The organism is Fodinicola feengrottensis (genome assembly GCF_010993775.1).
In the GTDB taxonomy this organism is placed as follows: Bacteria; Actinomycetota; Actinomycetes; order Mycobacteriales; family HKI-0501; genus Fodinicola; species Fodinicola feengrottensis.
Map to the genome: position 1 here is coordinate 1 of NZ_WOTO01000104.1, position 12,592 is coordinate 12,592.

Annotated in this window: 11 protein-coding genes and 3 pseudogenes; 11 read left to right on the top strand and 3 right to left on the bottom strand. The window is 67.4% G+C overall.

Features of this window, described 5'->3' with window-relative positions; all coding sequences use genetic code 11:
* Positions 1-417: 417 nt before the first annotated feature.
* The 3 genes from GNX96_RS47040 to GNX96_RS47050 all read right to left on the bottom strand — a co-directional run bounded on the left by GNX96_RS47040 (position 418) and on the right by GNX96_RS47050 (position 1,653).
* Positions 418-687 (bottom strand): helix-turn-helix domain-containing protein, encoded by a 270-nt coding sequence (locus tag GNX96_RS47040; protein WP_163573853.1) that lies wholly within the window; start codon positions 685-687, stop codon positions 418-420.
* 292 nt (positions 688-979) lie between these two features.
* Positions 980-1,285, bottom strand: a complete 306-nt coding sequence (locus GNX96_RS47045; protein ID WP_163573854.1) for a hypothetical protein — start codon at positions 1,283-1,285, stop codon at positions 980-982.
* Positions 1,282-1,653: a hypothetical protein gene (locus tag GNX96_RS47050; protein WP_163573855.1), complete on the bottom strand. Its 372-nt coding sequence runs from the start codon at positions 1,651-1,653 to the stop codon at positions 1,282-1,284. The genes GNX96_RS47045 and GNX96_RS47050 overlap by 4 nt, the downstream gene beginning before the upstream one ends.
* A gap of 433 nt (positions 1,654-2,086) precedes the next feature.
* Between GNX96_RS47050 and GNX96_RS47055 the strand changes: the two are divergent.
* The 11 genes and pseudogenes from GNX96_RS47055 to GNX96_RS66920 form a co-directional block, all read left to right on the top strand.
* Positions 2,087-2,545 (top strand): annotated as a pseudogene (locus GNX96_RS47055) (response regulator transcription factor); the annotation flags it as partial.
* Positions 2,542-2,943 carry a hypothetical protein gene (locus GNX96_RS67590; protein WP_163573856.1) on the top strand — a complete coding sequence of 134 codons (402 nt, stop codon included), beginning with the start codon at positions 2,542-2,544 and terminating at the stop codon, positions 2,941-2,943. The pseudogene GNX96_RS47055 and the gene GNX96_RS67590, both read left to right, overlap by 4 nt.
* Complete coding sequence (locus GNX96_RS47065) at positions 2,864-4,066, top strand: ATP-binding protein (RefSeq protein ID WP_279583388.1); 1,203 nt, start codon at positions 2,864-2,866, stop codon at positions 4,064-4,066. Before GNX96_RS67590 ends, GNX96_RS47065 begins: the two co-directional genes overlap by 80 nt.
* Before the next feature lie 51 nt (positions 4,067-4,117).
* Positions 4,118-4,954 (top strand): hypothetical protein, encoded by an 837-nt coding sequence (locus GNX96_RS47070; RefSeq protein ID WP_163573857.1) that lies wholly within the window; start codon positions 4,118-4,120, stop codon positions 4,952-4,954.
* Between the two features lie 15 nt (positions 4,955-4,969).
* On the top strand, positions 4,970-5,374 hold the full coding sequence (locus tag GNX96_RS47075; protein WP_163573858.1) for a hypothetical protein: 405 nt from the start codon (positions 4,970-4,972) through the stop codon (positions 5,372-5,374).
* Positions 5,375-5,384: 10 nt separating this feature from the next.
* Positions 5,385-6,137, top strand: a complete 753-nt coding sequence (locus GNX96_RS47080) for an SDR family NAD(P)-dependent oxidoreductase (RefSeq protein ID WP_163573859.1) — start codon at positions 5,385-5,387, stop codon at positions 6,135-6,137.
* A gap of 101 nt (positions 6,138-6,238) precedes the next feature.
* Positions 6,239-8,247 (top strand): annotated as a pseudogene (locus GNX96_RS47085) (ArnT family glycosyltransferase).
* 146 nt (positions 8,248-8,393) lie between these two features.
* Positions 8,394-9,648 (top strand): annotated as a pseudogene (locus tag GNX96_RS47090) (bifunctional glycosyltransferase family 2/GtrA family protein).
* On the top strand, positions 9,645-10,412 hold the full coding sequence (locus GNX96_RS66910) for a glycosyltransferase family 39 protein (protein ID WP_390624349.1): 768 nt from the start codon (positions 9,645-9,647) through the stop codon (positions 10,410-10,412). Before GNX96_RS47090 ends, GNX96_RS66910 begins: the two are co-directional and overlap by 4 nt.
* Positions 10,336-11,343 carry a hypothetical protein gene (locus GNX96_RS66915; protein WP_390624350.1) on the top strand — a complete coding sequence of 336 codons (1,008 nt, stop codon included), beginning with the start codon at positions 10,336-10,338 and terminating at the stop codon, positions 11,341-11,343. The genes GNX96_RS66910 and GNX96_RS66915 overlap by 77 nt, the downstream gene beginning before the upstream one ends.
* A complete protein-coding gene (locus GNX96_RS66920) occupies positions 11,304-11,720 on the top strand; it encodes a mannosyltransferase YkcB-related protein (protein ID WP_390624351.1) in 417 nt (138 codons plus the stop codon). Before GNX96_RS66915 ends, GNX96_RS66920 begins: the two co-directional genes overlap by 40 nt.
* Positions 11,721-12,592 lie beyond the last annotated feature (872 nt).

Consider the following 12,592-nt stretch of genomic DNA (forward strand, 5'->3'; position numbering starts at 1 on the left):
CGCGTCGGTCATCAGTGGAAAGGCTGAGACCTGGGCACATAACGTACGCAGCGTCAGCGCAATCGGCAATAGCTGGTGGTCGCGGAGAGCTGGCGATTGGTATCCGCCGCGGTCACCACGGCGGCCACGATTAGATAAGGCCCAGCCCGGGTGCTGCCGGCGGCTTGGCGTTATCGCCGGGGGCGAACGGCGGCCCGGTCACCGTGGGCGAACCGCATGGCCCCCGCAGCGGCCACGCGGCTCCGGCGGACCGGCGCGGGGGCTTTGCGTCGGACCTGAGATGCATATTGAACCCTCAAAATCGGGCTAATCCCCTAAACCGGACGCCCAGTCTTGGTGTCGGTTTGTTGGGCAGATCGCCCAAGCGGACGGCGGGAGCAGATCCGCAGATGCGGTGTTATCGCAGCTCAAGTGCCGCTAATGCGAGTCGGAGCGAACCTGTCCGCGTGGGTCGTACATCGGCACCACCAGCAGATCTTCGAGCCGCGGCAGCCGGTTCAGCACGGTGTTGCGGTGGCGATTAGAGGCTTCGGCGGTTGTTGCTGGCCGAGCAGTTCGCGTCCAGCCAGGCCCGCAGGTTCGCTGTCGATGACGCATGTCGCTCTCCCGCTGCGGCAGCACGGGGGCGCGAACAGTGGGCCGAGCGCGCAGGTTGACCAGCCGAGCGGGCCAGTCCTCTGGCAGCACCTCGTACGCCAGAGCAGTCCTCTCCTGTAGGCGGTCGTCCAGGCTCGCGCGACTTGGGTGGTGCCCACGGCGTGGCGGTCCAGCAGCGCCATAGCAGCGCCAGGCTCCGATAGCCGGTGGCGCACGGAGTACGGTTCCGCAGCGCACAGCAGCCACGACAGAAGCGACCGGTTCGCCACCTGACCAGGCCGCGAACCGCGGCGACAGTCCGACCGCCGGGCCGCGGGCGATCCGCTCCAAACAGCATGATCAGGCCGGTCAGCGCCGGCTGCGGCACCACACCACCAGCCGGTCAGGGTGTTTCCGACCGCTGCTGCACAGCGATCCGGATGCCGCGATCGCCAGCATGTCCCCCCGGGCGTACGCAGGCTCGGCCGCCCGTCCTCGCTGGCCGCCGACGCGTCACCACCAACGTAGGTGGGGCCGTCGACCGGCAGATCCAGCGCCGCGTCGGCGGCGGCCGAGGGCCACGACACAGTGTCCTCGCCGCGGTTCGCCAGCAGGTCGTCGAGAGCAGCGCGTACCGCCGCTGCTGTCCGTCCGTCCGCAGCAGCTGGCAGCTCGGCACCGCCGATACGCGCCGGCCACCAACGGTCACCGTACCTCCATCGGAAACCGAGTCCAACATCGCCCAGGACCGTGCTGGCTAGGTTCCCAATCCAACAACGAGTCGCGGTCGATGCCGTCGTCGCGTTTGGCCAGGTCGACCAGCGCTTCCCAAAGCACGAACCGACCGCCGAGACGGTACGTGGAAAGGACGGTGTCCAGCGGCACCTGCTGCTCGGCAGCGCAGCCGGCCGGTCTGCCCGGGCGGTGTCGAAGAGGTGGCCGACGCCAACCGGCTCGCCACTGCTCGAGGACTAGCGCGAGGATGCGCAGCAGCGACGCGAGGTTGTCCTCACGAGCACCGGCAGCACCTCTCCTGCCGGGGGAGCCCGGCGGAGTTGTTGGCCGTGTGACTGTCATGGGGAAGATCGGAAAGCAGCTGGTCCGCGAGTTCGTCCACCGCCGCAGCAGACGCCAGCCAGCTGGCTGACCTGGTCCAAAGCTCGCGGTCCTGGCCGCACTGCAGTCATGTCGTCACCGTACGGGCAGACCTCGGACACACCAAAACCACCCAATTGGGCGGGGAACGAGCCAGATCTGGGGAGGCTGGCCGGCGTCGCACAATAACCGGGCACAGGAAGCCCACAGGCCCGACACATCGGGCGCGGCCAAAATGGGGACCATGTCGACGGTTTTAATGCCGCGCCAGGGCCAACCTGTCACCAAACAGGCGAGCAACGATGATTCCGGTGCTGTTCCTGACCGCGAAAGATGTACTCGAGGACCGGATCGCCGTACATCGACGTCGACCTGGACGGTGGCGACGATTACCGCCGACCAAGCCGCCGACACTCCCTGGATTCCGGTGCTGTTCCTGACCGCGAAAGATGCCGTCGAGGACGGATCGCCGGCCTGACCGCCGGTGGCGACGATTACGTGACCGCCAAGCCGTTCGTCGAGGAGTCGACCAAGCCGTTGCGCTGGGCGACTGCGTGCGTGACCAACATCACCGCGGCGGTCGCTGCAGCGCCCAGCCGTCTCGGCGCCCGACACATCAGCGGTTCCTGATGCGCAACTGGTCAGCCTGACCGCGACCGAGTTCGAGCTGCTGGTTCCTGATGCGAACCCAGCGGGTGCTGAGATGCAGATCCTGGACCGGGTGTGGAATTACGACTTCGGCGGCCAGGCGAATATCGTGGAACTCTATATCTCTTACCTGCGCAAGAAAATCGACGCTGGGCGGCCGCCGATGATCCACACCATGCGCGGCGCGGGCTACGTGCTCAAGCCGGGAGCGGACCAAGGATCGTGACCAGCGCGGCCAAACCCGAAGCCGACCAGACGGTGTCCGGTCAGCTTCGGCGCGCGTTGCACCCGGGTGGTTGGTCGCTGCGCGGCCGGTTGTTGGGCCAGTTGGTCGCATTGGTGGCGGTGGCGTGCGTCGTGATGGGGGTCGTCACCGAGGTCGGCCTGCGGACGTTCCTGCTCGACAAGCTCAACGGTCAGCTCGCTGGCTCGATCCAACGCGTGGACTCGCCGATTGGAGGGGGACCAAGGGCAGCTGCCGCTCGGGCCGCCGACTTCGGGACGGCTTCGGTTTTTGGGTGGTGGGGCGGGAACCGCGATCGTCGTGATCGACAACGGGACTGTGACGGACGCGTACACGATCAACCAGCAGAACTATGGAAAACCGGTCAAGCTGCCGCCTGATGCGCTGGCCGCGATGGAGACCGTGCAGGTCGGCAAGCGTCCGAGTACGGTGGATCTCGGCGGGTCGCTCGGCGCTCACCAAGTCATTGCCGTTGCTTCCGACAGGACACCCGGCAGAGTCCTGATTGTCGGACTCTCGGTCGTCGACATCAACAGCACTTTGCTGTCCACCGGGTTGATCATGCTCGGGGTGGCGTTGATCGCGGTGCTGCTGACTGCTTTGGCCGGTGAGCTGATCATTCGCTATACGTTGACCCCGCTGCGAAGAGTAGCGGCGACCGCGAGCCGGGTGGCCGAGTTGCCGTTGGAACGCGGCGAAGTCGCGTTGTCCGTACGAGTGGCGGACCGGGACACCAATCCCCGTACCGAAGTAGGCCAGGTCGGCTCCGCGCTCAACCGGATGTTGGGCCATATAGCCAATGCGCTGGCCGTACGACATGCCAGTGAGATGCGGGTCCGCAAGTTCGTGGCGGACGCGAGCCACGAGTTGCGTACGCCGTTGGCCGCCATTCGCGGTTACGCCGAGCTGACCCGCCGGTCCGGCGACAAGGTGCCGCCGGACATCGCCCGGGCGATGGACCGAGTCGAGTCCGAGTCGATCCGGATGACCGCGCTGGTCGAGGATTTGTTGCTGCTGGCCAGATTGGACGCCGGCCGGCCGCTGCGCCGGCAGCCGGTCGACCTGACCCAGCTGGCCGTCGACTCGGTCAGCGACGCGCATGTGGCCGGGCCGGACCACAAGTGGCGGATCACCGTTCCGGACATACCGGTGATCGTCCCCGGCGACGAGCCGCGGTTGCGGCAGGTGCTCGCGAACCTGCTGGCGAACGCGCGTACGCACACGCCGACCGGGACGACGGTGGAAGTCGCGATCGCCCAGCTGGACACCGGCGAAGTGCGGATCTCGGTCACCGACGACGGCCCCGGCATCCCGCCGAGCCTGTTGCCGGAGGTGTTCGAGCGGTTCGCCCGCGGCGACAGCTCCCGCTCGCGAGCCGCCGGCAGCACCGGGCTGGGCCTGTCGATCGTGGCCGCCGTGGTGACCGCCCACCGCGGCAACGTCACGGTGACCAGCCGGCCGGGCCACACCGAGTTCGCGGTCCACATACCCAGCGAGGACTGACCTAACACCGAAACGGGACCCCTCCCGGCGAAGCTGTGAAATCCTTTCCCGGTGAGCCCGCCGACCGATGAAGCGACCGCGCCGCCTTGGAATTCGCACGGGCTCGCGTACGTGCCTTCGGTACTGGCTCGGCCGGTCATCCTGACGGTGGCGGCCGGGCTGTGGATGGCGCTCGGCGCGGTGGGCGTGGTGCTGGCCCTGTGGTTTGTTGGGCAGTGGTTGCGTACGGGTGGAGACCCGGACTGGCTGCCGTTTTTCATCGGTCTTTTCCTGCTGTCCCTCACCGTTGGGTGTCTGGGATGGGGGTTGCTGCGGGGAATCCCCTGGACCCGAGTCGCCCTGACCTTCGTCGGCGCACCGTTCCTGGTCAGCGGCTGCGGCAGCCTGTTCGCCATCGCGGCGATGGTCCTGATGCACCTGCCACCGAGCGGTGTCTGGCTGGTCCAACGGCCAGATCGGCGGCGGCCGATGGACGAGGACTATTTGAGCGCGTACGACGTGAGGTCCGCCGACTCGCTGCCGGTCAACATCCGCGAGGAGCTGGCCCTACGGGACGAGTGGAAGGCCGGCATCACCGACCGAGCCCGCCACCTGGCCGCCTGGGGGATCGTGTTCGCGGTGGTGGTCGACGGCCAGGACCGGCGATACCAGGTGCTCGGCGCGGACGGCCGCGGCGAGCTGCCGGAGGGCATCGACGGGTCGTTGACCGCGGCCGACATTCATTCACGCGGTCGCACCCGGCGTGATGCACGCGGCGCTGCGGATCGTGGCGCACGTCGAGCGCGAAGCCGCGGTCCGACCGGAGCTGGGACTGCGGGTCGAGGCGATGGCGGCTGGTTCCGGGCTCTGCCCACATTGCCTTCCAACGCTGGAAAATCTGGGTATTGATGTGGAGGAAGTCCGATGACCAGCCGGTTGCACGCGCTCGACGCCAGTCGTTCCCGCCGACTGAGCGCCAGTGGTGCTCGGATGCAGCGAAAGGCGGCCCACGCGGTGGTTGTCCGGGCCGGCGAAGCGACTTCCGCCCACCACCGGCTGGACCTGCTCGCCGCGCTCGAAGCCGGGCAGTACGGCGACGGTCCGCTGCGCTCGGCGATCGACCAAGCCCGCCGGGACGTACGAGCGAACGCCCGTCACGACGAGACGCTCTACCGCCTGGCCTGCGCTTATGGCGCCGCTTGGTGGGCGCTGGACCCGGATCCGGAGGTGGCTTCCCAGCAGGCCGTCTACCTGGCCAGCTTCGCGGTCCCGGACGGCAGCATCGCGCTGGTGCTTGACGACGTGCTGACTGTCGGGGTCACCCACTAGGTTTTCCCGGGTGGACCTTGGATTGGCTGGGAAACGGGCTTTCGTCACCGCGAGCACGGGTGGCATCGGCGCGGCGATCGCCGGCCGGCTGGCCGCGGAAGGCTGCGCGGTGCTGCTGCACGGCCGTGACGCGGCCCGCGCGGGGAAGCTGGCGCGCGAGCTGGGCGGTGGTGCGCAGGCCATTCTCGGGGATCTGAGCAACCCGGTTTCGGCGACGGATGTCTGCACGTATGCGACGGCTTGGCGCCCGGACATTCTGGTCGCCAATGCCGGACCTTTTGTTGAACGGGACTGGGAAAGCACGACGCCGGCCGACTGGGCGAGCAGCTTCGAGGGCAACCTGGTCTCGACCGTGCGGGTGGTCCAGGCTGTGCTGCCAAGCATGCGCCAGCGCGGCTGGGGCCGGGTGATCACCATCGGCAGCCGGGCCGCGGTGAGCCCGTTGGAGAACATGGTCGACTACTCGGCGGCCAAAGCCGCGCTGGTGAACGCGACCGGGAGCCTCGCGCGGCACCTGAGCGGCACCGGCATCACCGCCAACACGGTCAGCCCCGGGGTCATTCTCACGCCGGGCCTTCGGCGAATGTTCCAGGAGCGGGCCGGCGGCGACGACTGGGAGAAGCTGGCCGCCGCGTACGCGCCGAATCCGGCTGGCCGGCTCGGCACCGGCGACGACATCGCCGCCGCGGTCGCGTTCCTGGCCAGTCCGCTGGCCGGCTATGTCAACGGCACCAACCTGCGAGTCGACGGCGGCCTGCGTTAGGGCGTGCTTGGAGACAAGCGTTAAATCCGCACAGGTCGGACACAGGGCGTCCACATAGCCGGCACAGCCGCCGTCTGGACGCTAGGTAGGCATGACGACCGATGTGTTCCCGGCCGATATCGTCCAGCCCGCGCCGACCCCAGGCCCGCAGTGACGCGTGGTGGGTACGACCATCGCTGCTGGTCTTGTTGGTAGGCACGGCTTTCCTCTATCTGTGGGGCCTCGGTGCATCCGGCTGGGCGAACTCCTTCTATTCGGCCGCCGTGCAGGCCGGTACGCAGAGCTGGGAGGCGTTCTTCTTCGGCTCGTCGGACGCGGCCAACGCGATCACGGTGGACAAGTCGCCGCTGGCACTGTGGCCGATGGTGATCGCGGCCCGGATCTTCGGGGTCAGTTCCTGGAGCATTTTGGTTCCGCAGGCGCTGGAAGGGATTGCCTGCGTTGGTTTGCTTTATGCGACCGTACGCCGGTGGTTCGGCCCAGCGGCCGGGCTGCTCGCCGGAGCGGCGCTGGCGGTGACCCCGGTCGCGGTTTTGATGTTTCCGCTTCAACAATCCAGACGCGCTGCTGGTGCTTTTGCTGGTGGCTGGCGCGTACGCGTGCACCCGGGCGGTCGAGAGCGGGCACACCAAATGGCTGCTGCTGGCCGGATCGTGCGTTGGTTTTGGCTTCCTGGCAAAGATGTTGCAGGCGCTGCTGGTGGTACCCGCCTTTGGTCTGGTCTATCTCGTGGCGGCGCCGACACCGTTGCGTAAACGGATCTGGCAGTTGTTGCTGGCCGGCCTGGCGATGGTCGGGTCCGCCGGTTGGTGGCTCGCGATCGTCCAGCTGTGGCCGGCCGCGGACCGGCCGTACATCGGTGGCTCGCAGACCAACAGCATCCTGGAACTTGCCTTGGGCTACAACGGTTTCGGTCGGCTGACCGGTGACGAAACCGGCGGGTTGGGCAACCTGAACCAGGACGCCGGGCTGTTTCGGCTGTTCGGCTCGGAAATGGGTGGCCAGATCTCGTGGCTGCTGCCGGCCGCGTTGTTGCTGCTGGTTGCTTTGCTGTGGGTGAGCGGAAAAGCGCCGCGGACCGACCGTACTCGTGCGGCCGTTTTGTTGTGGGGTGGCTGGTTGTTGGTCACCGGCCTGGTTTCAGCTTCTCCCAGGGCATCATCCACCCGTATTACACGGTGGCCCTGGCGCCCGCGATCGCCGCGCTGATCGGCATCGGCGCGGTGATTTTCTGGCGTCAGCGCGAACAACTCGACGCGCGGCTGGTGTTGGCCGCGGTGGTCGGGGTGACCGCGATCTGGTCGTTTTCGTTGCTGTCCGAGGCCAGCGACTGGCAGCCGTGGTTGCGGTATGCGGTGGTGGTGGTGGCTGGGGTGGTGGCGATGATCGCGCTGGCGACCAGCAATCGCGCGGTGCGCTGGCTGGTCGCCGCCGGGGCCGCGGTGGCGGTGGTCGCGATGGTCGGCGGCTCCGCCGGCTATGCCGTACAAACCGCCGCGACTGTCCACAGTGGAGCGATCCCGTCCGCCGGCCCGGCCAGTGCCGGCGGCGGCAGGTTCCGGGGTGCTCCGGGAGGTACGAGCAATAACCCGCCTGCTGGGAGCGCTGGCCAGCCGGGGGCGCCCACCTTGGGCAATGGCCGTCCGGGGCCGTCGCTGGCGGCCCGGGTGGGTTCGGTGGCGGCGCTGGCGGTAGACGGGGTGGTCTCGGTGGCGGCGGTGCGGGTGGCGGGCTGCTCGACGCTGGTACCCCGCCGGCGGCCGTCACGGCGCTGCTGAAGCAGAACAGCGGCTCGTACACGTGGGCGGCCGCGGTGGTCATGTCGAACAGCGCGGCCGGCTATCAGCTGGCCAGCGGCCTGCCGGTGATGGCGGTGGGCGGTTTCAACGGCACCGATCCGGCGCCGACGCTCGCCCAGTTCCAGGCCGAGGTGGCCGCGCACAAGATCCACTACTTCATTGGTTCGGGCGGTGGTTTTGGTAGCGGTGGTTTTGGTGGCAGGGCCGCGTCCGGCGGCGGCAGCGACGCGGCGCAGCAGATCGCCACTTGGGTGGCGGCGCACTACAAGGCGCAGACCGTTGGCGGCGTGACGCTCTACGACCTGTCATGAATTTACCAAGTAATGGCAAGGAAAGCCTCGCCAGGAGCGCCAAAGGTAGCGTTTTGGTAACCGGGATGAAACGGATGAAGGCACTCATAGGTGATTCACAGCCGCACCATATGGGGGCCATAGCCGCGAACCAGATCGTCAAAGGCATGACGACGACATCCTCATCCCAGCCGGCCGGCGCCAGAATACTGGCGCTGGACCCGGCGGGACCCGTCCTGGACGTGGTCATCCCGGTCTATAACGAGCAGGTCGACCTGGGGCCGTCGGTGCACCGGCTGCATGGCTACCTGGCGGCGAACTTCCCCTACCCGTACCGGATCACCATCGTGGATAACGCGAGCACCGACCGGACCCCGACGGTCGCGGCGGCGCTGGACGACCAGTACGCCGAGGTGGCCTTCCTGCGGCTGGTGGAGAAGGGCCGCGGCCGGGCACTGAAGGCGGCCTGGACCCAGTCGGACGCGGCCGTGCTGGCGTACATGGACGTGGACCTGTCCACCGATCTCGCCGCTCTGCTGCCGCTGGTGGCACCGCTGATCACCGGCCATTCGGACCTCGCCATCGGTACCCGGCTGGCCGGCGGATCGCGGGTGGTCCGCGGCCCGAAGCGGGAGTTCATTTCCCGCTCGTACAACCTCATTCTGCGCGGTGCGCTCGGCGCCCGGTTTTCCGATGCGCAGTGCGGATTCAAGGCCATTCGGGCCGATGTCGCCGAGCATTTGCTGCCGATGGTGCAGGACACCGGCTGGTTTTTTCGACACCGAGCTGCTGGTGCTCGCGCAGCGGGCCGGGTTGCGGACCCACGAGGTCCCGGTGGACTGGGTGGACGACCCGGACAGCCGGGTCGACATCGTGTCCACCGCGGTCGCCGACCTCAAAGGCGTCTGGCGGGTCGGTCGTGGCCTCGCCACCGGCGCGATCCCGGTCAGCCAGGTCTACCGGCAGCTCGGCCGGGCACCGCTGGAACAGCCACCGACGAACGTGTCGGCCGGATTTTTCCGCCAGGTCGTACGATTCTGCGGGATCGGCGTCGCCAGCACGGCCGCCTACGCGGTGCTCTACATCCTGCTTCGTACGGTCATCGGCGCACAGGGTGCGAACCTGCTGGCCCTGCTGATCACCGCGGTCGCCAACACGGCCGCCAACCGCCGGCTCACTTTCGGTATTCGTGGCGCCCAGGGCGCCGGACTGCATCAGCTGCAGGGACTCTTTGTTTTCGCGCTGGGCCTGGCATTGACCAGCGGCAGCCTTTTCGTCCTGCACCAGTTGGTCGCCGAGCCGGTCCGCTGGCTGGAGCTGGGGGTGCTGGTAGTGGCGAACCTGGTGGCGACGATGCTGCGGTTCGTACTGCTCCGTGGTTGGGTTTTCAAGACTGGCAAAGCGATTCAGGAGATTAAGTGACGACAGTGGAAAGAGCCCGCGCGGGGTGGCGCGGGCCCGCCGAACAGCCGGTCTGGATCAGGCCGGCTGTTGCCGTGTTGCTGGCCGTGACGGCCATTCTCTATCTGTGGAATCTGGGTGCGTCCGGCAACGCGAACGATTTCTATGCCGCCGCTGTGCAGGCCGGCACCCAGAGCTGGAAGGCGATGTTTTTCGGTGCGCTGGATCCACAGAACTTCATCACGGTCGACAAGCCGCCGGCGGCCTTCTGGATTATGGCGTTGTCCGGCCGGATCTTCGGCTTCAGCAGCTGGAGCATGCTGGTCCCGCAGGCATTAGAAGGAGTCGCCGCTGTTTTTCTCTTGTACGCGGCGGTGAAACGATGGGCCGGGCCGGTGGCCGGGCTGATCGCCGGCGCGATCTTCGCGCTCACCCCGGTCGCCGTGTTGATGTTCAAGTTCAACAACCCGGACGCTTTCCTGACGCTGTTGGTGGTGGCCGCTGGCTACTGTGTCGTACGAGCAATGGAGAAGGGCAGCACCTACTGGCTGCTGCTGGCTGGAACCGCGGTGGGTTTTGGCTTCCTGGCGAAGATGTTGCAGGCCTTCCTGGTCGTGCCGGCCTTCGGTCTGGTCTACCTGGTGGCCCGCGCCGACCGGGCTGTGGCGGCGGATCTGGCAGCTGCTCGCGGCCGGTGGCGCGATCGTGGTGGCGGCCGGCTGGTGGCTGCTGATCGTCGCGCTGGTGCCGGCGTCGCAGCGGCCGTATGTCGGTGGCTCCACTAACAACACTCCGTTGGAGCTCGCTTTTGGCTACAACGGCCTGGAACGAATCTTCGGCGGTGAGCACGGCGGGCCCGGTGGTGGTGCTGGTGGGGTGCCGGCCCGGATCGCTCAGGAATTCGGCCAAGCAGCTGGTCGGCAGGGTGCCGCTGCTGGCGGTTTTGGTGGCGGCGGCGGATCTGGAGGTGGTGCTTTTGGTGGCTTTGGTGGTGCGACTGGCATTACCCGACTCTTCAGTGACAGCTTTGGGACCCAGGTCTCCTGGCTGCTGCCGGCCGCACTGATCGGGCTCGCTGCCGTGCTGTGGCTGACGTGGCGCGCGCCGCGTACCGATCTGGTCCGAGCCGGGTTGCTGCTGTGGGGCGGCTGGATGCTGGTAAGCGGGGTGGTTTTCAGTTACATGCAAGGCATTATCCACCCGTACTACACCATTGAGATGGCGCCGGGCATCGCCGCCACAGCGGGCATGACGGTGGTTTATCTGTGGCGTCGAAGGGCGGAATGGATCCCGCGGATCGTTTTGGCAGGGATGTCAGTAGTCACCGGCGGTTGGGCGTATGTGCTGATCAACCGGACGAACTGGGCTCCGGCACTGGCCTACATCGCTGCCGTCGCTGGAATTCTGGCCGCGATGGCCCTCCTGCTCGGGCTGGCCGGGAGGCGTTGGCTGGTGATCGGTGCAGTGGCTCTCGCGGTGGTCACGGCCTTCACCGGCACTGCCGCGTACGCGGGGCAGACGGCAGTCACCGCGCACACCGGCGGGAGCCCGACCGCTGGGCCGGGCGGCGGCGGTTTCGGTGGTGGCTTCCCGGGTAATGGGGGAGGTCCTGCCGGTGGTTTCGCTGATCGCCGGGTCCAGCGACCGCGCCGGACAGCCCGCTGCTGGCGCCGGACTTGGCGATCGCGGGGGGCACCACTAACAGTGCGTTGGTGAAGTTGTTGCAGGCCAGTAAAACCCGTTGGGCAGCGGCGACGGTGGGGTCGCAGGAGGCGGCTCCGCTGGAGCTCTCCAGCAAGGCTGCGGTGATGGCGATCGGTGGTTTCTCCGGTGGGGATCCAGCGCCCACCCTGGCCCAGTTCCAGCAGTACGTCACCCAAAACGAGGTGCATTACTACATCCCCAGCAATCGTGGTGGTGGACCCGCTGGACCTGGTGCCCCGGCTAGCGCGGCCGCGAGCCGGGCCGGAGGCAGCGGTTTCGCGGGCTTCGGGCGAGGAAACCCGGCGATCACCTCCTGGGTTACCGCCCATTTCAAACCACTAACCGTCGGCGGGGAAACCGTCTACGACCTAACCCAACCCGCTCCATAACCGCCGCGCCCGCACTCGACGTTGAGTGTGGGACAAAACCCCACACTCAACGTCGAGTGCGGGCTTTTATCCCACACTCGACGCGACCCAGCCCGCTCACGTCACCCACGCGGGACCCAGCCCGCTCACCTCACCCCGCGCGGAACCGCAACTTTTCACCCAAAGTTGGTCAACTTCCGACGGTCCCAGCCCCGTTCGGCGCCATCGGCCGGCAGGCCGATTGTCGCCCCTCCGGCAGGGGCGTCGCTCTTTGGAGGCCCCGCGCTTTTTGCGGGGCCTCCAAAGAGCGACTCTCGTAGCCGTAGTCGACGGCGCCCGCGCCGAAGGCGCCAGAAATATCGGGGGCATCGGCAGTAGGCACGGAAAACCCTACCTCGACACCGGTCTTTGGTGTCGAGGTAGGGTTTTCCGTGCCTGGTAGACGAGGCATCCACACCCTCGTGGACACTGCTCTTAACCCGGGCGCTGGCTTTCGCGGTGGACACTGCTCTTAACCCGGGCGCTGGCTTTCGCGATCGGCACCGCTCTTAACCCGGGCGCTGGCTTTCGCGGTGGACACTGCTCTTAACCCGGGCGCTGGCTTTCGCGGTGGACACTGCTCTTAACCCGGGCGCTGGCTTTCGCGGTGGACACTGCTCTTAACCCGGGCGCTGGCTTTCGCGGTGGACACTGCTCTTAACCCGGGCGCTGGCTTTTCGCTCTTAAACCCGGGCGCTGGCTTTCGCGACACTGCTCTTAACCCGGGCGCTGGCTTTCGCGATGGACACCGCTCTTAACCCGGGCGCTGGCTTTCGCGGTGGACACTGCTCTTAACCCGGGCGCTGGCTTTCGCGATCGGCACCGCTCTTAACCCGGGCGCTGGCTTTCGCGAT

Coding starts and splice junctions, on each gene's coding strand:
- GNX96_RS47050 (WP_163573855.1), bottom strand. CDS start 1,653: ATGACAGTCACACGGCCAACAACTCCGCCGGGCTCCCCCGGCAGGAGA.
- GNX96_RS47075 (WP_163573858.1), top strand. CDS start 4,970: ATGACCAGCCGGTTGCACGCGCTCGACGCCAGTCGTTCCCGCCGACTG.